Below are 26,970 nucleotides of genomic sequence, written 5' to 3'. Positions count from 1 at the left end.
ATGTTGAACGAGCCAGAGCACAGCACGCCCGCCTCCACCAACGCTGCGGAGTCGTGGGAACGACTCGTGCACGCTCCGGCAGCCGAGCAGCAGCAACTGCTGGTCGACCTCGTGGCGCAGGCTTCGGCCGCCGTGCTCCGCAGGACGCAGGAAATCCCGCCCGACCGGCCGTTCCTCGAGCTCGGGTTCGACTCCATCGCGGCGGTGGACCTGCACGCCAAGCTGACGGCGGCGACCGGGCTGCACCTGCCGATCACGCTGGCGTTCGACTACCCGACGCCGGCGGCGGTGGCGACGTTCCTGCGAGCCGAAGCGCTGGGACTGTCCGCGGCCCCGATTCTGCCGCCCACGGCCAACACGGCGTCCGACGAGCCGATCGCCATCGTCTCGATGGCCTGCCGCTTTCCCGGTGGCCTCAACAGTCCGGAAGACCTGTGGGCGTTCGTCGACGACGGTGGCGACGCGATCAGCGAGTTCCCCGACAACCGCGGCTGGGACCTCGCGAACCTCTACGACCCCGACCCCGAGCGGCAGGGCACGACCTACACCCGCGAAGGCGGGTTCCTGCACGACGCCGACCTGTTCGACGCCGGCTTCTTCGGCATCGCGCCGCGTGAGGCGATCGCGATGGATCCGCAGCAGCGGTTGCTGCTGGAGACGTCGTGGGAGGTGCTGGAGCGGGCGGGCATCGACCCCGGCACCCTGCGGGGCAGCGCGGCCGCCGTGTACGTGGGTGCCGAGCAGCAGGACTACGGTCCCCGCCTGCACGAGGCGCAGCAGCACGAAGGCACGCTGCTGACCGGCAACACCGCCAGTGTCGCGTCCGGTCGCATCGCTTACACGCTGGGTCTCGAAGGGCCCGCGGTCACGGTCGACACGGCGTGCTCGGCCTCGCTGGTGGCGCTGCACCTCGCCGTGCAGACGCTGCGTCGCGGCGAGGCCACGCTGGCGTTCGCCGGTGGTGCGGCGATCATGGCGAGCCCCGGTTCGCTGGTCGCGTTCAGCCGTCAGCGCGGGCTCGCGCCGGACGGGCGGTGCAAGGCCTTCTCCTCCGACGCGGACGGCACCGGCTGGTCCGAGGGCGTCGGCATGCTGTTGCTGGAGCGGCTTTCCGACGCCCAGCGCAACGGCCACCCCGTGCTCGCCATCGTCAAGGGCACGGCGATCAACCAGGACGGCGCCTCGAACGGCCTCACCGCGCCGAACGGGCTGTCCCAGCAACGCGTGATCCACCAGGCGCTCGTCGACGCCGGTCTGTCCACTTCGGACGTCGACGTCGTCGAGGCGCACGGCACCGGCACGAAGCTCGGCGACCCCATCGAGGCGCAGGCCATCCTGGCCACCTACGGGCAGAACCGCGAGAAGCCGCTGCTGCTGGGGTCGCTGAAGTCGAACCTCGGCCACACGCAGGCCGCCGCGGGTGTCGCGGGCGTGATCAAGATGGTCATGGCGCTGCAGAACGAACGCCTGCCGCAGACCCTGCACGTCGACCGGCCGTCCCCGCACGTCGACTGGTCCGCGGGATCGGTGGAGCTGCTCACCGAGGCCGCGCCGTGGCCGGTGGGCGACCGGACGAGGCGGGCCGGCGTGTCCGCGTTCGGCATCAGCGGCACCAACGCGCACACCATCATCGAGGAGTTCGTTCCCGAACCCGTCGAGCGGCCGGAGGCGGAACGCCCGGTGGGTGTGCTGCCGTGGGTGTTGTCGGCCAAGACGGCGGAGGCGATCGGCGACCAGGCCCGGCACCTGCTGGCGCACCTGGACGCGCGCCCAGATCTGTCCGAAGTGGACCTCGGCTGGTCGCTCGCCACCACGCGCGTTCCGTTCGAGCACCGCGCCGTCCTGCTCGGCGCGGAACCCGCCGACTTCCGGCAGGCACTGCAGGCGCTCGCGGACGGCACGTCCGCGCCCGGGATGCTGACCGGCAGCGGAACCGGCGGCAAGCTCGCGTTCCTGTTCACCGGGCAGGGCAGCCAGCGGCTCGCGATGGGTCGGGAGCTGCACGACGAGCTCCCGGTGTTCGCGCAGGCGTTCGACGACGCGTGCCGCCACCTGGACCCGCACCTCGACGTGCCGTTGCGCGACGTCGTCTTCGGTGCCGACGCGGACCTCCTGGACCGCACCGAGTACACCCAGCCCGCCCTGTTCGCGATCGAGGTCGCGCTGTTCCGCACGCTCGAGTCGTGGGGCGTGCGGCAGGACTTCGTGGCAGGGCACTCGATCGGCGAGATCGCCGCCGCGCACGTCGCCGGGGTGTTCTCGCTCGACGACGCGGCCGCGCTCGTCGCCGCCCGCGGCCGGATGATGCAGGCGCTGCCCGAGCTGGGCGCGATGGTGGCCCTGCGCGCCTCCGAGGAGGAAGTGCTGCCGCATCTGCACGACCTCGTGTCGATCGCCGCGATCAACGGGCCGGGTTCGGTCGTCATCGCCGGTGACGAGGACGCGGTGGCCGCGGTCGTGGCGGCGTTCCCCGACCGGCAGTCGAAGCGGCTCAGCGTGTCGCACGCGTTCCACTCGCCGTTGATGGAGCCGATGCTCGACGAGTTCCGCTGGGTCGCCGAGGTCCTCGAGTACTCGGCGCCGCGCGTGCCGGTCGTGTCGACGGTGACCGGCCGGGTCGTGACGGCGGAGGAGCTGTGCTCGCCGGAGTACTGGGTGCAGCACGTGCGCGAACCCGTCCGGTTCGCCGACGCCGTGGAGACGTTGAAGGCCAAGGGCGTCTCGACGTTCCTCGAGCTCGGGCCCGACGCCGTGCTCACCGCCATGGCCGCCGAGAGCGCGCCCGACAGCGAGCTCGTTCCGGTGCTGCGCAGGGACCGGCCGGAGGTGCGGTCGCTCGTGACGGCGCTCGCCCGGCTGCACGTGCGCGGTCTGCGCGTGGACTGGGCGGGTTTCTACGAGGGCACCGGCGCGGTGCGGGTCGGCCTGCCGACGTATCCCTTCCAGCGCGAGAGCTTCTGGCTCATCGGCCAGTCCGCTCCCACCGCCGCCGACCGGCACGAGACCGAGTTCTGGTCCGCCGTCGACCGCGAGGACCTGGACTCGCTCACCGCCTCCCTGTCACTGGACGACGCCGGCGCGCTCGCCGACCTGCTGCCGGTGCTGGCGAAGTGGCGGCGCGGCTGGGCCTCTTCCTCCATCGTGGACTCGTGGCGGTACCGCACCGAGTGGCGGCGGCTGGCCGACGGGGGAGTCCGGGCGACCGGCCGCTGGCTGCTCGTCTCCCGCACGGAACTCGACCTCGACCTGGATCTCGTGCGGATCGACCCGTCGGCCGACCGGACGGCGCTGGCGGAGACGCTGGCGGCCGCCGGTCCCGTCGACGGCGTGCTGGCGTTGTGCGACGACGTCGTGGAAACCGTGGTGCTGATCCAGGCGCTCGGGGACGCGGGCATCGGCGCGAAGCTCTGGTGCGCCACCCGTGGCGCGGTCTCCGCGGCGCGCGCCGACGAGGTGGACCCGGAGCTCACCCAGATCTGGGGCGTCGGCCGGGTGGCCGCACTGGAGCACTCCGACCGCTGGGGCGGTCTGGTCGACCTGCCCGCAGTCGTGGACGGCCGCGTGCTGGACCGGCTCGCGTGCGTGCTCACCGGCGACGAGGACCAGGTGGCCATCCGCGGTCACCGCGTCCTGGGCCGCAGGCTCGTGCAGGCTTCCGCGTCGAGCGGCGGGGACTGGACTCCTCGCGGCAGGGTGCTGATCACCGGTGGCACCGGCGCGCTGGGCACGCAGGTGGCCCGCTGGCTCGCGGGCGCGGGTGCCGAGCACCTGGTGCTGACGTCTCGTCGTGGCATGGACGCACCCGGAGCGGCCGAACTGGTGGCGGAGCTGGAAGTTCCCGTCACGGTGGTGGCCTGCGACGTGGCCGACCGGGATGCGCTGGCGGCCGTGCTGGCGGAGTACCCGCCGGACGCCGTCGTGCACGCTGCGGGCGTCGACTCGCTGGTGTCGCTCGACGCCGAGGACCCGGACTCGTTCCGCGCGGTCGTCGCCGCCAAGGCGGCCGGCGCCGCGAACCTCGACGAGTTGGTCGGCGACGTGGACGCGTTCGTGCTGTTCTCGTCCATCGCCAGCACGTGGGGCAGTGGCGGCCAGGCCGCCTACGGTGCGGCCAACGCCTTCCTGGACGGCCTCGCGGAGTCGCGCCGGGCACGTGGCCTGACCGCGCTGGCGGTGGCCTGGGGCGCCTGGGCCGGCGCGGGCATGGCGACCGTCGAGGACACCGAGGAACACCTGCGGCTGCGCGGAGTCCGCGCGATGGACCCGGCGCTGGCGCTCAGCGCGCTGCGCAAGTCCGTCGCACTGGACGAGACCGTCGTGACCGTCGCGGACGTCGACTGGGCGCGGTTCGCGCCGGTCTTCGCCTCCGAGCGGCCCAGCCCGTTGTTCCAGGACCTGCCGCAGGCTCAGGAGGCACTCGCGGGAGGAGCGCGCAAGGACGCGGGGGCGGGGCTGACCGCCCGGCTGGCCGGACTCGGCGAGCAGGAGCAGCGCCACGTCGTCCTCGACCTGGTGCGCCGGCACGCCGCCGCCGTGCTCGGTCACTCCTCCGGCGAGGCCATCGAGCCCAACAAGGCGTTCAAGGAGATCGGGTTCGACTCGCTGGCCGCGGTGGAGTTCCGCGGTGTGCTGGCCGCCGACACCGGCCTCGCGCTGCCGGCCACGGTGGTGTTCGACTACCCGACGCCGGTCGCGCTGGCCGATCACCTGCGGTCGGAGCTCGTGGGTGGCCAGTCGGAGGCGGTCGACGCGACGGCCGTCCGGACGGACGAGCCGATCGCGATCGTGGCCATGGCGTGCCGGTTCCCCGGTGGTGTCACGTCTCCCGAGCAGTTGTGGGACCTCGTGTTCGACGGTGTCGACACCGTGACCGGGTTCCCGGCGGATCGCGGCTGGGACCTGGAGGACCTCTTCGATCCCGATCCGGACGCGGCAGGCAAGTCGTACGCGCGTGAAGGCGCGTTCCTGCACGACGCAGGTGAGTTCGACCCGGCGTTCTTCGGGATCTCCCGGCGTGAGGCGCTGGCGATGGATCCGCAGCAGCGGTTGTTGCTGGAGACGTCGTGGGAGGCTTTCGAACGGGCCGGAATTGATCCGACCTCGTTGCGCGGTGGTCAGGTCGGTGTCTTCGCGGGTACGAACGGCCAGGACTACGGTGCGCAGCTGACGTCGTTGCCGCCTGAGCTGGAGGGCTACTTCGGCACGGGCAACGCGGCGAGTGTGTTCTCCGGTCGCATCTCGTACACCTTCGGGTTCGAGGGTCCGGCGGTCACCGTCGACACGGCGTGCTCGTCGTCGTTGGTGGCGTTGCACTTGGCGGTGCAGGCGCTGCGCAGTGGTGAATGCTCGCTGGCTCTCGCCGGTGGTGTGACGATCATGTCGTCGCCTGCCGCGTTCATCGACTTCTCCCGTCAGCGCGGGCTTGCGGTCGACGGGCGGTGCAAGGCGTTCGCCGCCGGAGCCGATGGCACGGCGTGGGGTGAAGGCGTCGGTATGCTGCTCGTGGAGCGGCTGTCGGACGCTCAGCGCAACGGCCACGAAGTGCTCGCCGTCGTGCGCGGTACCGCGATCAACCAGGACGGTGCTTCCAATGGTCTGACGGCGCCGAACGGCCCGTCGCAGCAGCGGGTGATCCGCAAGGCGCTGGCGAACGCCGGTCTGTCCACTTCGGATGTTGACGTCGTGGAGGCGCACGGCACGGGTACCGCTTTGGGCGACCCGATCGAGGCTCAGGCCCTGCTCGCCACCTATGGCCAGGACCGTGAGGTTCCGCTGCTGCTGGGCTCGGTGAAGTCGAACATCGGGCACACGCAGGCCGCCGCCGGTGTCGCCGCGGTGATCAAGATGGTGCAGGCGATGCGGCACGGCGTGGTGCCGAAGACGTTGCACGTGGACGAGCCCTCTCGTGAGGTCGACTGGTCGGCCGGGGCGATCGAACTGGCCACGTCGGTCACGGGATGGCCGGAGGCCGAGCGGCCGAGGCGCGCGGGTGTGTCGTCGTTCGGGTTCAGCGGTACGAACGCGCACGCGATTCTGGAGCAGGCGCCTGTCGTCGAGGCGCCCGCCGCGCCGCGGCTGACGCCGCCCGTCGTGCCGGTGGTGTTGTCCGGCAAGACTTCTGAGGCGTTGCGAGCGCAGGCTTCCGCGCTGCTGGACTACTCCGGTGATCTGGCGGACCTCGGGTTCTCGCTGGCCACCGGCCGGGCCCGGTTGGAGCACCGGGCGGTACTCGCGGTCACCGACGATCTGCGTGGCGAACTGGAGACCGTGCTGCGCGGCGAGTCCGAGCCCGCGACCGGCGGCCGGCTCGCGTTCCTGTTCACCGGTCAGGGCAGCCAGCGGGCCGGGATGGGCCGGGAGCTGTACGAGGCGTTCCCCGTCTTCGCGGACGCCCTCGACGACGTGAGCGACCTGGTCGACGTGCGGATCGAAGACCAGGAGACGCTGAACCGCACCGAGTTCACGCAGCCTGCGATCTTCGCGCTCGAGGTGGCGTTGTTCCGGTTGGTGGAGTCGTGGGGTGTTCGCCCGGACTTCCTGGCCGGGCATTCGATCGGTGAGATCGCGGCGGCTCATGTGGCCGGTGTGTTGTCGCTCGAGGACGCGGCGAAGCTGATCAGCGCCAGGGCCCGGCTGATGCAGGCGTTGCCCGAGGGTGGCGCGATGGTCGCGTTGCAGGCGACCGAAGCGGAAGTACTGCCGCATCTGACGGATCTGGTGTCGATCGCGGCGGTCAACGGTCCGCAGTCGGTGGTCGTAGCGGGTGACGAGGCTGCTGTTGAGCAGGTGGTGGCTCAGTTCGCGGATCGCAAGTCGAAGCGGCTCAGCGTGTCTCACGCGTTCCACTCGCCGTTGATGGATCCGATGCTGGACGACTTCCGTGCTGTGGTCTCGGGTCTGACGTTCAACGAGCCCAAGATCCCGATGCTGGGCGAGGTCACCGACCCCGAGTACTGGGTCCGGCACGTCCGTGACGCGGTGCGGTTCGCCGACGCGATCACGACGCTGGAAGGCCGGGGCGTCTCGACGTTCCTGGAACTGGGGCCGGACGGTGTGCTCACCGCGATGGGCGCCGAGAGCGTGACGGACGCGGTGCTGGTCGCCGGTCTGCGCAAGGGCCGGCCGGAGGCCGAGTCGCTGGTGCGGGCGGTCGGCGCGGCACACGCGCGCGGGGTCGAGGTCGACTGGGCGGCGTACTTCGCCGGGTCCGGTGCGCGCCGGGTGGAGCTGCCGACGTACGCGTTCCAGCGCGAGTGGTTCTGGCTCGGCGCGGAGGCTCGTGATTCCGGGTGGGGTTACCGGGTCGAGTGGCGTCCGGTCACCGTCTCCGGGAAGGTTTCGGGACGCTGGTTGGTGGTCGCTGACCGGGACGAGTCGGCGTTGGTCGACGGGCTCGTGGCACGGGGCCTCGACGTGGTCGTGGCCGGCCCGGATTCGGTGCCGGAAGGCGACTTCGACGGCGTGTTGTCGTTGTGCGCGGACGTGCTCGACACGATCTCGCTGGTGCGCGGCCTCGACGCGAAGCTGTGGTGCGCGACGCGTGGTGCGGTGACGACCGGGCGTGACGACGTGGTGGTCGTGCCGGAACTGACCCAGATCTGGGGCCTCGGCCGGGCTGTCGCGCTGGAGCAGTCGAACCGCTGGGGTGGTCTGGTCGACCTGCCGTCCATTGTGGACGACCGAGTGCTGGACCGCCTGGTCGCCGTGCTGGCGGGCAGCGAGGACCAGGTTGCGATCCGGCCGTCCGGCGTGTTCGGCAGGAGGCTGGTGTCCGCGGGCGTCGGCACCGCCGAGTGGACGCCGCGGGGCACAGTGCTGATCACCGGTGGCACGGGTGCGCTCGGCAGCCGGGTCGCCCGCTGGCTCGCGGGTGCGGGTGCCGAGCACCTGGTGCTGACGTCTCGTCGTGGCCTGGACGCTCCCGGTGCCGCTGAACTGGTGGCGGAGCTGGGCGTTCCCACCACGGTGGTGGCCTGTGACGTGGCGGATCGGGACGCGTTGGCGGCGGTGCTGGCGGAGTACCCGCCGGACGCCGTCGTGCACACGGCGGGCATCGAGATCTCCGCTCCGCTGGCCGAGCAGGACCTGGCCGAGTTCGGGAACGTGCTGGCCGCCAAGGTCGACGGCGCCAGGAACCTCGACGCGCTGGTCGGCGACGTGGACGCGTTCGTGTCGTTCTCGTCGATCTCGGGCATCTGGGGCAGTGGTGGTCAGGCTGCCTACGGCGCCGCGAACGCCTACCTCGACGGTCTCACGGAGTCGCGTCGGGCTCGTGGGCTGAACGCGGTGTCGGTCGCCTGGGGTGCGTGGGCTGAGAGTGGCATGGCCACCGAAGGTGACACCGAAGAGCACCTGCGGGTGCGTGGAGTCCGGGTGATGGCGCCGGAGCTGGCGCTCGCGGAGTTGCGGCGGGCGGTCGGGTCGAACGCCGGCGCGGTGGTCGTCGCGGACGTGGAGTGGGAGAAGTTCGCCCCGCTGTTCACCTCCGTGCGGCCGAGCCCGTTCCTGGCTGATCTTCCTCAGGTGCGTCAGGCCCTGTCCTCCGGTCCTGCCGGGAACGCGGACGTGGTGGCCCGCTTGAAGGGGCTGTCCGAGAGCGACCAGCGGCACCTGCTGGTGGAGTTGGTGCGCGAGCACGTCTCCACCGTGCTGGGCTCGAAGGACGTCGTGGAATCCGGGCGGGCGTTCAAGGACCTCGGGTTCGACTCGCTGACCGCGGTGGAGTTCCGCGGTGCCATCGCCGCCGCGACCGGGCTGAAGCTGCCCGCCACGGTGGTCTTCGACTACCCGACGCCGGCCGTGCTGGCCGAGCACCTGCGGTCGGAACTCGTCGGTGCCGAGCTGGACGTGGTGGACGCGACGGCGGTCCGGACGGACGAGCCGATCGCGATCGTGGCCATGGCGTGCCGGTACCCCGGTGGCGTCACGTCACCGGAAGACCTGTGGCAGTTGCTGCTGGACCACCGCGACGCGGTGAGCGGGTTCCCGACCGACCGAGGCTGGGACCTGGCGGATCTCTACGACCCGGACCCCGACGCCGCGGGCAAGTCGTACGCCCGTGAAGGCGCGTTCGTCGACGGTGTCGGTGACTTCGACCCGGCGTTCTTCGGGATCTCGCCGCGGGAAGCGCTGGCGATGGATCCGCAGCAGCGGTTGCTGATGGAGACGTCGTGGGAGGCCTTCGAACGGGCTGGGATCGACCCGACGTCGTTGCGCGGTGGTCAGGTCGGTGTCTTCGCGGGCACCAACGGCCAGGACTACGCCATGCAGGTCGGAACCGTGCCGGCCGAGCTGGAGGGCTACTTCGGCACCGGCAACGCGGCCAGTGTGTTCTCCGGTCGCATCTCCTACACCTTCGGTTTTGAGGGCCCTGCGGTCACGGTGGACACGGCGTGTTCGTCGTCGTTGGTGGCGTTGCACTTGGCGGTGCAGGCGCTGCGCAACGGCGAGTGCTCGCTGGCGCTTGCGGGCGGTGTGACGATCATGTCGTCCCCGGCCGCGTTCATCGACTTCTCGCGTCAGCGCGGACTCGCGCTGGACGGGCGCTGCAAGGCCTTCGCGGCCGGTGCTGACGGCACGGCATGGGGTGAGGGTGTCGGCATGCTGCTCGTCGAGCGGCTGTCGGACGCCCAGCGCAACGGCCATCAGGTGCTGGCTGTGGTTCGTGGTTCCGCGATCAACCAGGACGGCGCTTCGAACGGTTTGACGGCGCCGAACGGTCCGTCACAGCAGCGGGTGATCCGCAAGGCTTTGGCCAACGCTGGTCTGTCCACTTCGGACGTCGATGTGGTGGAAGCCCACGGTACGGGTACCGCCCTGGGCGACCCGATCGAGGCTCAGGCTCTGCTGGCCACCTACGGCCAGGACCGTGACGTTCCCCTCCTGCTGGGCTCGATGAAGTCGAACATCGGGCACACGCAGGCCGCCGCCGGTGTCGCCGCGGTCATGAAGGCCGTCCTGGCGATGCAGCACGGGCTCGTGCCCAAGACGTTGCACGTGGACGCGCCGTCGCCGCAGATCGACTGGAGTGCCGGCGCGGTCGAGCTCGCCACGGAGACCGTGGCGTGGCCCGAGACGGGTCATGTGCGCCGGGTCGGTGTGTCGTCGTTCGGTTACAGCGGTACGAACGCGCACGCGATCATCGAGCAGGCTCCGGTGGTCGAGGGTGCTGTGGTGGAGCGGGTTTCTCCTGCGGTGGTGCCGGTGGTGTTGTCGGGCAAGACTCCTGAGGCGTTGCAGGCGCAGGCTTCCGCGCTGCTGGACTACTCCGGTGATCTGGCGGACCTCGGGTTCTCGCTGGCCACCGGCCGGGCCCGGTTGGAGCACCGGGCGGTGCTCGCGGTCACCGATGATCTTCGCGGCGAACTGGAGACCGTGGTCGGTGGCTCGTCGGCCGTTGCCTCCGAGGGCCGGTTGGCTTTCCTGTTCACCGGTCAGGGCAGTCAGCGCGTGGGCATGGGTCGTGAGTTGTACGACGCGTTCCCCGCTTACGCCAAGGCCTTCGACGAGGTCGCCGCGTTGGTGGACGTGCGAGACGAGGACCTCGATCGGACCGAGTTCACGCAGCCGGCGATCTTCGCGCTCGAGGTGGCGTTGTTCCGGCTGGTCGAGTCGTGGGGTGTTCGCCCGGACTTCCTGGCCGGGCATTCGATCGGTGAGATCGCGGCCGCGCACGTGTCCGGTGTGTTGTCGTTGGAAGACGCTGCCACGTTGGTCAGTGCTCGGGCTCGCCTGATGCAGGCGTTGCCCGAGGGTGGCGCGATGGTCGCGTTGCAGGCCACCGAGGACGAGGTCACGCCACACCTGGGTGATCTGGTGTCGCTGGCCGCGATCAACGGGCCGAACGCCGTGGTGGTCGCCGGTGACGAGGCTGCGGTCGAGCAGGTCGTGGCTCAGTTCGCGGACCGGAAGTCGAAGCGGCTCAGCGTGTCTCACGCGTTCCACTCGCCGTTGATGGACCCGATGCTGGACGACTTCCGGGCGGTGGTCACCGGGCTGACGTTCAACGAACCGCGGATCGCGATGCTGGGCGAGGTGACGGACCCCGAGTACTGGGTGCGGCACGTTCGTGGCACGGTCCGGTTCGCGGACGCCGTGCGGACGCTGGAATCCGCGGGCGTGTCGACGTTCCTGGAGCTGGGTCCGGACGGTGTGCTCGCGGCGATGGGTGCCGAGAGCGTGACGGACGCGGTGCTGGTCGCCGGTCTGCGCAAGGGCCGGCCGGAGGCCGAGTCGCTGGTGCGGGCGGTCGGTGCGGTGCACAGCCGTGGCGTGCCGGTGGACTGGGCCGCGTACTTCGCGGGGTCCGGTGCGCGGCGAGTGGAACTGCCGACGTACCCGTTCCAGCGCGAGAGGTTCTGGCTCGAGGGCACCGGCGCGGTCGTCGGACTGGACTCGGCCGAGCACCCGTTGCTGGGCGCGGTCTTCCTGATGCCCGACGGCGGCGTGCTGGGCACCGCGAGGCTGTCCACGACGTCCCACCGCTGGCTGGCCGACCACGTGGTGGCCGGGTCCGTGGTGGTGCCGGGGACCGCGTTGCTGGAGCTGGTGATCCGCACCGGTGACGAGGTCGGGTGCGGGCATGTCGAAGAGCTCTTGTTGCAGCAGCCGCTGGTGCTGACCGACGCCGGTGTGAGCGTGCGGGTGCAGGTCGGTGACCTCGACGCCGGTCGGCGGTCGGTCACCCTGCAGGCGCAGGAAGGTGATGTCTGGACGACCCACGCGGTCGGTGTGCTGACGGAAGCCGAGGCACCGGACTTCGAACTGGGCGAGTGGCCGCCCGCCGGCGCGACCGCGCTGGAGACGGCCGACCTCTACGACGTGCTCGCCGCGAGCGGGCTGGTGTACGGGCCGGTGTTCCGCGGTCTGAAGGCTGCCTGGAAGGCAGGCGACGACCTGTTCGCCGAGGTCGTGCTGCCGGAGTCGGAACTGCGGCAGGCCACCGGGTTCGGTGTGCACCCGGCGTTGCTGGACTCGGTGCTGCACGCGCTGGGGATTGGACAGACGGGCACGGGCACGGTGCCGTTCTCGTGGAACGACGTGCACCTGTTCGCCTCCGGTGCCTCGGTGCTCCGCGCCCGGATCTCGTTCGCGAGCAACGGCTCGGTGTCGGTGCTGGCCGCGGACGGCTCCGGTGCCCCGGTGCTGCGAGTCGACTCGCTGGCGTTGCGGGAGATCGGCTCCGTGCGCAAGGCCGCTGACCCGTTATACGCCCTCGGGTGGACGGAGCTGCCGGCCGAGGACTTCGAGCAGGCCTCCGACGTGCTGGTGGTCCCCGCGGGCGATCCGCGCGAGGTGACGGCCGCGGTGCTCGCGGAGCTGCAGACGTTCCTGGCGAGCGAGCGCGACCAGCTCGTGGTGGTGACCTCTGGCGCGGTGTCGGTGGCGGGGGAGGACGTGACCTCACTCGCGCACGCCGCCGTGTCCGGCCTCGTGCGTTCGGCGCAGATCGAGCACCCGGACCGGCTGCTGCTGGTCGACACCGACGACCCCGCGACCGTCCCGCTGATCAGCGGCGAGCAGGAGACGGCGGTGCGGGCCGGTCAGGTCTTCGTGCCGCGGCTCGTCGCCGCGGCGCCGGCCGCCGAGACCAAGCCGCTCGACGGCACCGTGCTGATCACCGGTGGTACCGGTGGTCTGGGTGCGGAGTTGGCCCGTCATCTGGTTGCCGAGCACGGGGTGCGGCACCTGGTGCTGACTTCTCGCCGTGGTCTGGCCGCGCCGGGTGCGGCCGAGCTGGTGGCCGACTTGGACGCTCAGGTCGACGTCGTGGCGTGTGACGTGTCCGATCGTGACGCGCTCGCGGCGGTGCTCGCGGGTGTGGAGAACCTCACCGGTGTCGTGCACACGGCCGGTGTGCTGGACGACGGTGTGCTGGAGTCGTTGACGCCGGAGCGTTTCGACACGGTGTTCGCGCCCAAGGTGGATGCGGCGGTGCACCTGCACGAGCTGACCCAGGACCTGGATCTGGCGATGTTCGTCCTGTTCTCGTCGGCATCGGGTGCGCTCGGCGCGCCGGGCCAGGCGAACTACGCGGCGGCGAACACGTTCCTGGACGGACTGGCGGCTCATCGCCGGGCGCACGGCCTGGCCGCGGTGTCCATGGCCTGGGGTGTCTGGGAACAGACCACGGGCATGGGCGCCGGTCTGTCGGCTGCCGACCTGGCCCGGATCGCCCGGGCGGGCATGCCCGCGCTGCCGATCGCGGACGGGATGGCGTTGTTCGACGCCGGCCTGCGCGCGGACGCCGCGCTGGTCGTGCCGATGAAGCTCGACACGACCGTGCTGAGGACGAGCGCCGAGGTGCCCGCGTTGCTGCGCGGCCTGGTGCGTGCGCCGAAGCGTCGCACTGCGGCGAAGTCGTCGGCGGAGTCGCGGCAGTGGTCGGCGCAGTTGCTCGGACTGTCCACTGAGGACCAGGACCGTCTGCTGCTCGATCTGGTCCGCACGCAGGTGGCGACTGTTCTCGGTTACCGCGACCAGAACGTGGTCGAGCCGGGGCGTGGCCTGGTCGAGATGGGCCTGGACTCGTTGTCTGCGGTGGAGTTGCGCAACGCGCTCGGTGCCGCGACGGGTCTGCGCCTGCCCGCGACCGTGGTCTTCGACTACCCGACCTCCATCGCACTGGCGACACACCTGCGCACGGAACTCGTGGGCGAGGAAGAAGTAGTCGAGGCGGTCGTGCCTGTCCGGGTCGTGGACAACGATCCAATCGTGATCGTCGGCATGGCCTGCCGCTTCCCCGGTGGCGTCACGTCGCCGGAGGACCTGTGGCGACTGGTCGACTCCGGGACCGACGCCATCTCCTCCTTCCCGATCAACCGGGGCTGGGACGTCAACGGGCTCTACGACCCGAACCCCGATGCCGTCGGCAAGAGCTACACCCGTTCCGGCGGCTTCCTGCACGACGCGGGCGAGTTCGACCCCGCGCTGTTCGGCATCACCCGGCGCGAGGCCCTCGCCATGGACCCGCAGCAGCGGTTGCTGCTCGAGATCTCGTGGGAGGCGTTCGAACGCGCGGGCATCGACCCGGTCGGCGTGCGGGGCAGCCGGACCGGCGTGTTCGCCGGCCTGATGTACCACGACTACGCGACCGGGCCGATCACGATCCCGGAGGAGGTCAGCGGCTACGTCGGCACCGGTGTGTCGGGCAGCGTGCTGTCCGGCCGGGTGTCCTACACCTTCGGGCTGGAAGGCCCGGCCATCACCGTGGACACGGCGTGCTCGTCCTCGCTGGTGGCGTTGCACCTGGCGGTGCAGGCGCTGCGGTCGGGTGAGTGCGACCTCGCGCTGGCCGGTGGTGTGACCGTGATGGCCTCGCCGGAGACCTTCGTCGACTTCTCGCGTCAGCGCGGGCTCTCGGCGGATGGACGGTCGAAGGCCTACGCGGCCTCCGCGGACGGCGTCGGCTGGTCCGAGGGCGTCGGCATGCTCCTGGTGGAGCGGTTGTCCGATGCTCAGCGCAACGGGCACGAGGTCCTCGCCGTGGTGCGGGGTTCGGCGGTGAACCAGGACGGTGCGTCGAGCACGTTGACGGCGCCGAACGGTCCGTCGCAGCAACGCGTGATCCGGCAAGCGCTTGCGAACGCCGGTCTGTCCACTTCGGACGTCGATGTGATCGAGGGCCACGGCACCGGTACGAAGCTGGGTGACCCGATCGAGGCTCAGGCGTTGCTCGCCACCTACGGCCAGGGCCGCGAGGAGCCGGTGCTGCTGGGCTCGTTGAAGTCCAACATCGGCCACTCGCAGGCAGCGGCCGGCGTCGGTGGCGTGATCAAGATGGTGATGGCGCTGCGGCACGGTGTCGCGCCCAGGACACTGCACGCCGAAGAGCCGACGCCGCACGTGGACTGGGAGTCCGGGGCGGTGGAACTGCTGACCGAGGCGCGCGACTGGCCTGCGGTCGACCGGCCGCGCCGTGCGGCGGTGTCGTCGTTCGGCATCGGCGGGACCAACGCGCACACGATCATCGAGCAGGCCCCGGCGGTCGATGCTCCTGTCGTGGCGCGCAAGCCGTTGCCCGTGGTGCCGGTCGTGCTGTCCGGCAAGACCGCGGCTGCCGTGCAGGCCCAGGCGGATCGGTTGCTGGACGTCGACGCGGATCTCGCGGATCTCGGGTTCTCGTCCGTGACGACCCGCGCGTTGCTGGAGCACCGCGCGGTGGTGGTCGCGAAGGACCACGACGATCTGCGTGCCGGGTTGCGGAACCTGTCTTCCGGGTCTGCGGTCGGTGGCCGGTTGGCGTTCTTGTTCACCGGTCAGGGCAGTCAGCGCGTGGGCATGGGTCGTGAGCTGTACGACGCGTTCCCCGCCTATGCCAAGGCGTTCGACGAGGTCGCTGCTCTGGTGGACGTGCGGGACGAGGAGCTTGATCGCACGGAGTTCACGCAGCCTGCGATCTTCGCGCTCGAGGTGGCGTTGTTCCGGTTGGTGGAGTCGTGGGGTGTTCGCCCGGACTTCCTGGCCGGGCATTCGATCGGTGAGATCGCCGCGGCTCACGTCGCTGGGGTGTTGTCGCTGGAAGACGCGGCGACGTTGATCTCGGCCCGTGCTCGGTTGATGCAGGCTCTGCCTGAGGGTGGGGCGATGGTGGCTCTGCAGGCCACCGAAGCGGAAGTCCTGCCGCATCTGACGGATCTGGTGTCGATCGCGGCGGTCAACGGGCCTCAGTCGGTGGTCGTCGCGGGTGACGAGGCTGCGGTCGAGCAGGTGGTCGCGCAGTTCGCGGATCGCAAGTCGAAGCGGCTCAGCGTGTCTCACGCGTTCCACTCGCCGTTGATGGATCCGATGCTGGACGACTTCCGTTCCGTGGTCACGGAACTGACGTTCGACGAGCCGCGCATCGCGATGCCGGGCGAGGTGACGGACCCCGAGTACTGGGTGCGGCACGTCCGCGAGGCGGTGCGGTTCTCCGAGGCGGTCACGACCCTGGAGGACCAGGGTGTGTCGACGTTCCTGGAGTTGGGGCCGGACGGTGTGCTCACCGCGATGGGTGCGGAGAGCGTGACGGACGCGGTGCTGGTCGCCGGTCTGCGCAAGGGCCGGTCGGAGGCCGAGTCGCTGGTGCGGGCGTTGGGTGTCCTGCACGAGCGCGGGCAGGCCGTCGACTGGACCGCCTACTTCGCCGGTTCGGGTGCCACGAAGACCGCGTTGCCGACGTACGCGTTCCAGCACGAGTGGTTCTGGCTCGGTGCGGAGTCGCGTGACTCGGGATGGGGTTATCGGGTCGAGTGGAAGCCGGTCACCGTCTCCGGGCGGGTCACGGGTCGCTGGCTGGTGGTCGCTGACCAGGACGAGTCGGCGTTGGTCGACGGGCTCGTGGCACGGGGCCTCGACGTGGTCGTGGCCGGTCCGGGTTCGTTGCCGGAAGGCGACTTCGACGGCGTGTTGTCGTTGTGCGCGGATGTGCTCGACACGGTTTCACTGGCGCGTGGTCTCGACGCGAAGTTGTGGTGTGTGACGCGTGGTGCGGTGTCGACCGGTCGCGACGACGTGGTGGTCGTGCCGGAGTTGGCTCAGATCTGGGGCCTCGGCCGGGTGGTCGCGCTGGAGCACTCCGACCGCTGGGGCGGTCTGGTCGACCTGCCGTCCACTGTGGACGAGAAGGTCCTCGACCGGTTCGTCGCCGTCTTGACGGGTGGCGAGGACGAGGTCGCGATCCGGGCTTCCGGTGTGTTCGGCCGCCGCCTCGCACCCGCCCAGGCCGGCGCCGCCGAGTGGTCGCCGCGGGGCACGGTGCTGATCACCGGTGGCACGGGCGCGCTCGGCAGCCGGGTCGCGCGGTGGCTTGCGGGCGCCGGTGCCGAGCACCTGGTGCTGACGTCGCGTCGTGGCATGGATGCCCCTGGCGCTGCTGAACTTGTGGCGGAGCTGGGGATTCCGGTCACGGTGGTGGCGTGTGACGTGGCGGATCGGGACGCGTTGGCGGCCGTGCTGGCGGAGTACCCGCCGGACGCCGTCGTGCACGCGGCGGGCGTGGAGATCTTCTCGCCGTTGGCGGAGCAGGATCTGACCGAGTTCGGGACCGTGCTGGCCGCGAAGGTCGACGGCGCCAGGGTTCTCGACGAGTTGGTCGGCGACGTGGACGCGTTCGTGCTGTTCTCGTCGATCGCGGGTGTGTGGGGTGCGGGTGGCCAGGCTGCCTACGCGGCCGCCAACGCCTACCTGGACGCGTTGGCCGAGTCGCGTCGGGCGCGTGGACTGAGCGCGGTGTCGGTTGCCTGGGGCGCCTGGGCGGACGGTGGCATGGCCACCGAAGGCGGTGCCGAGGAGCACCTCCGGGCGCGCGGTATTCGTTTGATGGCGCCGGATCTGGCACTCGCCGAGTTGCGGCGGGCGGTCGGGTCGAACGCCGGCGCGGTCGTGGTCGCCGACGTGGACTGGGAGAAGTTCGCTCCGCTGTTCACGTCCGTGCGGCCGAGCCCGTTGCTGGCGGATCTTCCTCAGGTGCGTCAGACGCTCTCGTCCGTTCCCGCCGGTAACCCCGATGTCGTCGCGCGGTTGAGGGGGCTGTCCGAGAGCGACCAGCGGCACCTGCTGGTGGAGTTGGTGCGCGAGCAGGTCTCCGCTGTGCTGGGCGCGGACGACGCCGTCGATTCCGGGCGGGCGTTCAGGGACCTCGGGTTCGACTCGCTGACCGCGGTGGAGTTCCGCGGCGCGATCGCCACCGCTACCGGGCTCAAGCTGCCGGCCACGCTGGTGTTCGACTACCCGACGCCGGTCGTGCTCGCCGAGCACCTGCGGTCCGAGCTCGTCGGTGCCCAGCTGGACGTGGTGGTGGAGACGGCCGCGGTCCGGACGGACGAGCCGATCGCGATCGTGGCGATGGCGTGCCGGTTCCCCGGTGGCGTCACTTCTCCCGAACAGTTGTGGGACCTCGTCTTCGACGGTGTCGACACCGTGACCGGGTTCCCGACCGACCGAGGCTGGGACCTGGCGGATCTCTACGACCCGGACCCGGACGCGGTGGGCAAGTCGTACGCCCGCGAGGGTGCCTTCGTCGACGGTGTCGGTGACTTCGACCCGGTGTTCTTCGGGATCTCGCCGCGCGAGGCGCTGGCGATGGATCCGCAGCAGCGGTTGTTGCTGGAGACGTCGTGGGAGGCCTTCGAGCGGGCCGGGATCGACCCGACGTCGTTGCGGGGCGGTCAGGTCGGTGTCTTCGCGGGTACGAACGGCCAGGACTACGGTTCGCAGCTGATGTCGTTGCCGGCCGAGGTCGAGGGTTACTTCGGCACCGGCACCGCGGCGAGTGTGTTCTCCGGTCGCATCTCGTATACCTTCGGGTTCGAGGGCCCGGCGGTCACCGTCGACACCGCGTGCTCGTCCTCGCTGGTCGCTCTGCACCTCGCGGCCCAGGCGCTGCGCACCGGTGAGTGCGACCTGGCGCTGGCCGGTGGTGTGACGATCATGTCGTCGCCTGCCGCGTTCGTGGACTTCTCCCGTCAGCGCGGGCTCGCGCTGGACGGGCGCTGCAAGGCCTTCGCGGCCGGCGCCGATGGCACGTCGTGGGGTGAGGGTGCCGGCATGCTGCTCGTGGAGCGGTTGTCGGACGCCCAGCGCAACGGTCACGAGGTGCTGGCCGTCATCCGGGGCAGCGCCGTGAACCAGGACGGTGCATCGAATGGTTTGACGGCGCCGAACGGTCCGTCGCAGCAGCGGGTGATCCGCAAGGCGCTGGCGAACGCTGGTCTGTCCACTTCGGACGTCGATGTGGTGGAAGCCCACGGCACCGGTACCGCTCTGGGCGACCCGATCGAGGCGCAGGCGTTGCTGGCCACCTACGGTCAGGACCGCGAAACCCCGTTGCTGCTCGGTTCGGTGAAGTCGAACATCGGGCACACGCAGGCCGCCGCCGGTGCGGCCGCGGTGATCAAGGCCGTGCTGGCGATGCGGCACGGTGTGGTGCCGAAGACGTTGCACGTGGACGAGCCGTCGGCGCAGATCGACTGGACGTCCGGTGCGGTCGAGCTTGCTACGGAGACCACGCCGTGGCCCGAGACGGGCCGCGCCCGCCGGGTCGGTGTGTCGTCGTTCGGTTACAGCGGTACCAACGCGCACGCGATCATCGAGCAGGCTCCGGTGGTCGAGGGTGCTGTGGTGGAGCGTGTCTCTCCTGCGGTGGTGCCGGTGGTCTTGTCCGGCAAGACACCCGAGGCGCTGCAGTCCCAGGCGGACAAGTTGCTGGACTACTCCGGTGACCTGGCGGATCTCGGGTTCTCGTCGGTGACGACCCGGGCGGTGCTGGAGCATCGTGCGGTGGTGGTCGCGGCGGACCACGACGAGCTGCGGGCCGGGTTGCGGAACCTGTCTTCGGGGTCTGCGGTCGGTGGCCGGTTGGCGTTCTTGTTCACCGGTCAGGGCAGTCAGCGGGTCGGGATGGGTCGTGAGTTGTACGACGCGTTCCCCGCCTATGCGAAGGCCTTTGACGAGGTCGCGGCGCTGGTTGATGTGCGGGATGAGGAGTTGGACCGCACGGAGTTCACGCAGCCTGCGATCTTCGCGCTCGAGGTGGCGTTGTTCCGGTTGGTCGAGTCGTGGGGTGTGCGGCCGGACTTCCTGGCCGGGCATTCGATCGGTGAGATCGCCGCGGCTCACGTTTCCGGGGTGCTGTCGCTGGAGGACGCTGCGACGTTGATCAGCGCTCGTGCGCGGTTGATGCAGGCGTTGCCCGAGGGTGGGGCGATGGTGGCGTTGCAGGCCACCGAGGACGAGGTTCTGCCGCACCTGACCGAGATGGTGTCGATCGCTGCGATCAACGGGCCGAACTCCGTTGTGGTCGCGGGTGACGAGGCCGCGGTCGAGCAGGTGGTCGCGCAGTTCGCGGACCGGAAGTCGAAGCGGCTCAGCGTGTCGCACGCGTTCCACTCGCCGTTGATGGACCCGATGCTGGACGACTTCCGCGCTGTGGTCTCGGGTCTGAAGTTCAACGAGCCTCAGATTCCGATGCTCGGCGAGGTGTCGGACCCCGAGTACTGGGTGCGGCACGTTCGCGAGGCGGTGCGGTTCGCCGACGCGATCACGACTCTGGAAGGCCGGGGCGTCTCCACGTTCCTGGAGCTGGGTCCGGACGGTGTGCTCGCGGCGATGGGTGCCGAGAGCGTGACGGACGCGGTGCTGGTCGCCGGGTTGCGCAAGGATCGTTCCGAGGTCAGGACTCTGGTCCACGCGGTGGGTGTGGTGCACAGCCGTGGTGTGGCGGTGGACTGGGCCGCGTACTTCGCGGGGTCCGGTGCGCGGCGGGTGGAGCTGCCGACGTACGCGTTCCAGCGCGAGCGGTTCTGGCTGGAGGGCTCCGGCCACGTGGCCGGAGCGAGCTCGGCCGTGCATCCGCTGCTGGACGCGGTGCTGCCGATGCCCGACGGTGGAGTGGTCGGCACCGCGAAGCTGACGCTCGGCACGCACCGCTGGCTGGCCGACCACGTAGTGGCCGGGTCCGTGGTGGTGCCGGGGACCGCGTTGCTGGAGCTGGCGATTCGCACCGGCGACGAGGTCGGGTGCGGGCACGTGGAAGAGCTGCTGTTGCAGCAGCCGCTGGTGTTGACCGAGGCCGGCGCGAGTGTGCGGGTGTCGGTCGGGGAACTGGACGCCGGTCGGCGGTCGGTGTCCGTGCTGACGAACGAGGGTGATGTCTGGACGACCCACGCGGTCGGTGTGCTGACGGAGTCCGAAGCATCGGACTTCGAACTGAGCGAGTGGCCGCCGGTCGGCGCCACCGCGCTGGACGTCACCGATCTCTACGACGGGCTGGCCGAGGGCGGGTTGGCCTACGGGCCGGTGTTCCGCGGCCTGACCGCTGCCTGGAAGTCGGGCGACGACCTGTTCGCCGAGGTCGCGCTGCCCGAGTCGGAACAGCGCCACGCCGCAGGGTTCGGCGTGCATCCGGCCCTGCTCGACTCGGCGCTGCACGCGCTCGGGATCGGGCAGACCGGGACCGGCATGGTGCCGTTCTCGTGGAACGACGTGCACCTGTTCGCGTCGGGTGCCGCTGTGCTGCGGGCGCGGATCTCGCCTCAGGGCAACGGCGTGGTGTCGGTGCTGGCTGCGGACGGGGCCGGTGCCCCGGTGCTGCGCGCCGACTCGCTGACGTTGCGGGAGATCGGCGTGGTCCGCAAGGCCACCGACCCGCTGTACGTGGTCGAGTGGACCGAGCTGCCGGCCGAGGACTTCGAACAGGCTGCCGACGTGCTGGTGGTCCCCGCGGGCGATCTGCACGAGGTGACCGCCGCCGTGCTGGCCGAGCTGCACGCGTTCCTGGAGAGCGACCGCGACCAGCTCGTGGTCGTCACCTCCGGGGCCGTGTCGGTGGCGGGGGAGGACGTGACGTCGCTCGCGCACGCCGCGGTGTCCGGTCTGATCCGCACCGCGCAGTCGGAACACCCGGACCGGTTCCTGCTGGTGGACACCGATGATCCCGCGACCGTCCCGCCGATCAGCGGCGAACTCGAGACGGCGGTGCGGGACGGCCGGGTCTACGTGCCGCGGCTCGTCGCCGTGGCGCCGGCCGCCGAGACCAAGACGCTCGACGGCACCGTGCTGATCACCGGTGGTACCGGTGGGCTGGGTGCGGAACTCGCACGTCACCTCGTGGCCGAGCACGGAGTCCAGCACCTGGTGCTGACCTCTCGCCGTGGTCTGGCCGCGCCGGGTGCGGCCGAGCTGGTCGCCGAGCTGGACGCTCAGGTCGACGTCGTGGCCTGTGACGTGTCCGATCGCGACGCGCTCGCGGCGGTGATCGAAGGCATCGACTCGTTGAGCGGAGTCGTGCACACGGCTGGTGTGCTGGACGACGGTGTGCTGGAGTCGCTGACGCCGGAACGCTTCGCCACGGTGTTCGGTGCGAAGGCCGACGCCGCATGGCACCTGCACGAGCTGACGCGCGATCGGGATCTGGAGATGTTCGTCCTGTTCTCGTCGTCGTCGGGTGTGCTCGGCGCTCCCGGACAGGGCAACTACGCGGCTGCCAACACGTTCCTGGACGGCCTGGCGGCTCATCGCCGGGCGCACGGTCTGGCCGCAGTCTCGATGGCCTGGGGCGTGTGGGAGCAGACGAAGGGCATGGGTGCGGGGCTGTCGGCCGCGGACCTGGCCCGGATTGCACGCGCCGGCATGCCCGCGCTGCCGATCGCGGACGGACTCGCGTTGTTCGACGCCGCTTTGCTCGCGGACGCCGCACTCACGGTGCCGATGAAGCTCGACACCGCCGTGCTGAAGACCAGCGCCGACGTGCCCGCGTTGCTGCGGGGGCTGGTGCGGGTGCCGAAGCGTCGCTCGGCGGCGAAGTCGTCGGCGGAGTCGCGGCAGTGGTCGAAGCAGCTGGTCGGACTGTCCACTGAGGACCAGGACCGTCTGCTGCTCGATCTGGTCCGCACGCAGGTCTCCACCGTGCTTGGTTACCGCGATCAGAACGTGGTTGAGCCGGGGCGCGGCCTCGTCGAGATGGGCCTGGACTCGTTGTCCGCGGTGGAGTTGCGCAACGCACTCGGTGCCGCGACGGGTCTGCGCCTGCCGGCCACGGTGGTGTTCGACTACCCGACCTCGATCGCACTGGCGACGCACTTGCGCACGGAACTCGTGGGCGAGGAAGAGGTTGTCGAGGCGGTCGTGCCCGTGCGGGTCGTGGACAACGATCCGATCGTGATCGTCGGCATGGCCTGCCGCTTCCCCGGTGGCGTCTCGTCGCCGGAGGACCTGTGGCGGCTGGTGGTCGACGGCCAGGACGCGATCAGCGGGTTCCCGACCGGTCGAGGCTGGGACATCGACGGGCTGTACGACCCGGACCCCGGCGCCATCGGCAAGACCTACACCCGCTCCGGCGGCTTCCTGCACGACGCCGACGAGTTCGATCCCGCGTTCTTCGGGATCTCACCGCGGGAAGCCCTCGCGATGGACCCCCAGCAGCGACTGCTGCTGGAAACCTCGTGGGAGACGTTCGAACGCGCGGGCATCGACCCGGCACAGGTGCGGGGCAGCCGGACGGGCGTGTTCGCCGGCCTGATGTACCACGACTACGCGACCGGGCTGGACGTCATTCCGGACGAGGTCGAGGGCTACCTCGGCACCGGCACCTCCGGCAGCGTCGTGTCCGGCCGGATCTCCTACACCTTCGGGCTGGAAGGCCCGGCGGTCACGGTCGACACCGCCTGCTCGTCGTCGCTCGTCGCCCTGCACTGGGCGGTGCAGGCGCTGCGGTCCGGTGAGTGCGACCTCGCGCTGGCCGGTGGTGTGACCGTGATGGCCACGCCGGAGACCTTCGTCGACTTCTCGCGTCAGCGCGGGCTCTCGGCAGACGGCCGGTCCAAGGCCTACGCGGCCGGAGCGGACGGCGTCGGCTGGTCCGAGGGCGTCGGCATGCTCCTGGTGGAACGGCTGTCGGACGCGCGTCGCAACGGGCACGAGGTGCTCGCGGTGGTGCGGGGTTCCGCGATCAACCAGGACGGTGCGTCGAGCACGCTGACCGCGCCGAACGGTCCGTCGCAGCAGCGCGTGATCCGGCAAGCGCTTGCGAACGCCGGTCTGTCCACTTCGGACGTCGACGTGATCGAGGGCCACGGCACCGGCACCCCGCTCGGGGACCCGATCGAGGCGCAGGCACTGCTCGCCACCTACGGCCAGGACCGTGATGAGCCGGTGCTGCTCGGGTCGTTGAAGTCCAACATCGGCCACTCGCAGGCCGCGGCCGGTGTCGGTGGTGTGATCAAGATGGTGATGGCGCTGCAGCACGGCGTCGCGCCGAAGACGCTGCACGCCGAAGAGCCGACCCCGCACGTCGACTGGGCCTCCGGCTCGGTCGAGCTGCTGACCGAGACGCGGGACTGGCCCGCGGTCAGCCGGCCGCGTCGTGCTGCGGTGTCGTCGTTCGGCATCAGCGGCACCAACGCGCACACGATCATCGAGCAGGCTCCCGCAGGGGAACCGGCGAAGGTCGAGCCGAAGCCGTTGCCGCTGGTGCCGGTGGTGCTGTCGGCGAAGACGCCGGAAGCGTTGCGGGAGCAGGCGGACCGCCTGGCCGAGCTGGCGCCGGTGGACCTGACGGACCTCGGCTTCTCGCTGGCGACGTCGCGCGCCCGTTTCGAACACCGGGCCGTGGTGGTCGCCGCTGATCAGGACGACCTGGTCAGGGACCTCGGCACGGTGGAGCCGGCGACGGTCGTGCCGGGTCGCCTCGCGTTCCTGTTCACCGGTCAGGGCAGTCAGCGCGTGGGCATGGGTCGTGAGCTGTACGACGCGTTCCCCGTGTACGCCAAGGCCTTTGACGAGGTCGCGGCGTTGGTGGACGTGCGGGATGAGGAGTTGGACCGCACGGAGTTCACGCAGCCTGCGATCTTCGCGCTTGAGGTGGCGTTGTTCCGGTTGGTGGAGTCGTGGGGTGTTCGCCCGGACTTCCTGGCCGGGCATTCGATCGGTGAGATCGCGGCGGCTCATGTCTCCGGTGTGTTGTCGTTGGAGGATGCGGCGACGTTGATCAGTGCTCGGGCTCGTCTGATGCAGGCGTTGCCCGAGGGTGGGGCGATGGTGGCGTTGCAGGCCACCGAGGACGAGGTCACGCCTCACCTGGGTGACCTGGTCTCGCTCGCGGCGATCAACGGGCCGGACGCGGTGGTGGTCGCCGGTGATGAGGCTGCGGTCGAGCAGGTGGTGGCTCAGTTCGCGGACCGGAAGTCGAAGCGGCTCAGCGTGTCGCACGCGTTCCACTCGCCGCTGATGGATCCGATGCTGGACGACTTCCGTGCCGTGGTCGCGGAACTGACGTTCAACGAGCCGAAGATCGCGATGCTGGGTGAGGTGACGGACCCGGAGTACTGGGTGCGGCACGTGCGCGGCACGGTCCGATTCGCGGACGCGGTCGCGGAACTGACGGAACGCGGCGTGTCGACGTTCCTGGAACTCGGCCCGGACGCGGTGCTGTCGGCCATGGGCGGCGGGCCCGAGTTCGTCCCGGCGTTGCGCAAGGGCCGGGACGAGGCGCGGTCGCTGCTGACCGCGCTCGGCAGGGTGCACGCCCGCGGGGTCGAGGTCGACTGGGCGAAGTTCTTCGCCGGAACGGGTGCGCGGCGGGTCGACCTGCCCACGTACGCGTTCCAGCACGAGCGCTTCTGGCTCGGCGGCGACACCAAGCGTCGCTCGGTGGAGGTCAACAACCGCTACCGGGTGGGCTGGACGCCCGTCGAGACCGGTGCGGCCGCGACCGGCCGCTGGCTCGCTGTCGGCGAGGTGGACGCGGCGGTGCTCGCGGGCCTGACCGCACGGGGCATCGAGATCGCCCCGGTCAGCGCCTCGACCGATCGCACCAGGCTGTCCGAACTGCTGATGAGCGAAGGACCGGTCGACGGGGTGCTGTCGTTCGTCGACGACGCCGCCTCGATGGTCGTGCTGGTGCAGGCACTCGGGGACGCCGTCATCGACGCTCCACTGTGGAGTGTCACGAGCCACGCTGTGGCGGTGGACGACGAAAGCGTCGATCCGGTGGCCGCGGGCCTGTGGGGCCTCGGCCGGGTGGTCGCGCTGGAACACCCCGACCGCTGGGGTGGCCTGATCGACCTTCCGTCCACTGTGGACGAGACGGTGCTGGATTGGTTCGCCGCCGTCCTGACGGGGACCGAGGACCAGGTCGCGATCCGGGTGGCCGGAGTGTTCGGCCGCCGCCTCGCCGCCGCACCCGCGCAGGCTGGTGCGGAAGCCTGGTCGCCGCGCGGCACGGTGCTGATCACCGGTGGCACGGGTGCGCTGGGCGGGCATGTGGCCCGGTGGCTCGCCGGAGCGGGCGCCGAGCACCTGGTGCTCACCTCGCGTCGCGGGCCGGACGCTCCCGGCGCGCTCGACCTGGTCGCGGAGCTCGAAGGACTGGGCGCGAAGGTGACCGTGCTGGCGTGCGACGTCGCGGACCGGTCGTCGGTCGAGTCGCTGGTGGAGCTGTACCCGCCGGACACCGTCGTGCACGCGGCGGGCACCGACCTGTTCTGCCCGATCGAGGAGCACGGCCTGGCCGAGTTCGACGGCGTGCTGGCGGCCAAGATCGACGGCGCACGGCACCTCGACGACCTGCTGGGCGACCGGGAGCTGGACGCGTTCGTGCTGTTCGGATCCATTGCCGGCACGTGGGGCAGTGGTGGGCAGGCCGCGTACTCGGCCGCGAACGCGGCGCTCGACGGACTGGCCGAGTCGAGGCGGTCGCGCGGGCTCACGGCGTTGTCGGTGTCGTGGGGACCGTGGGCGGACGGAGGCATGGCGGACGACGAGGTGGCCGAACACCTGCGCCGCCGCGGCGTGACCGCGATGTCCGCCGACCGCGCGGTGTCCGCGTTGCGCGAGTCGATGGCGCAGCAGGACACCACGATCACCCTGGCCGACGTGGACTGGGCGCTCTTCGCCGCGGTGTTCGAGTCGTCCAGGCCGGCTCCGTTGCTCGCGGAACTGACCGAAGCGGCGGACACGCCCGTCGCGCAGGACAACGGACAGCCGGATCTGGTGCACAGGCTGTCCGCGGTGAGCCCGATGGAACGCGACCGGCTGCTGCTGGACGCGGTCCGGGCGAGGGTCGCCGCGGTGCTCGGTCACAGCGGGATCGAGGCGGTGCAACCGGACCGCCCGTTCGGCGAGCTGGGCTTCGACTCGCTGTCCGCGGTGGAGCTGCGCAACACGCTGGGAGCGGCGACCGGGTTGTCGCTGCCGGCCACGCTGATCTTCGACTACCCGACGTCGACCGCGTTGGTCGGCTACCTCAGCGAGCAGCTGGGGCTGACCGAGCAGGTGGCCACGCCGGTGCTGGACGAGCTGGAGCGGCTGGAGGGCGTCGCCGTGCGGACTGAGCTGGACGACGACGTGCGCGCCAATGTGGTGAAGCGGCTGCAGGCATTGCTGGCCCGGTACACGCCGGCCGACGGTGAGGGCGGCATCAACGACCGGCTCGACACCGCTGACGACGACGAGATCTTCGCCTTCATCGACGAGGAGTTCGGCGTCTGAGAAAGA

The 26,970-nt window shown here is 70.7% G+C and carries 1 protein-coding gene; it reads left to right on the top strand.

The annotated features are described in order from the left end of the window. On the top strand, positions 1-26,964 hold the full coding sequence (locus tag JNUCC0626_RS14815) for a type I polyketide synthase (RefSeq protein ID WP_430623496.1): 26,964 nt from the start codon (positions 1-3) through the stop codon (positions 26,962-26,964). The last annotated feature ends 6 nt before the right edge of the window (positions 26,965-26,970 follow it).

This window comes from Lentzea sp. JNUCC 0626 (assembly GCF_043632865.1).
Taxonomy (GTDB): Bacteria; Actinomycetota; Actinomycetes; order Mycobacteriales; family Pseudonocardiaceae; genus Lentzea.
This window is presented reverse-complemented; position numbering and strand designations above follow the sequence as displayed.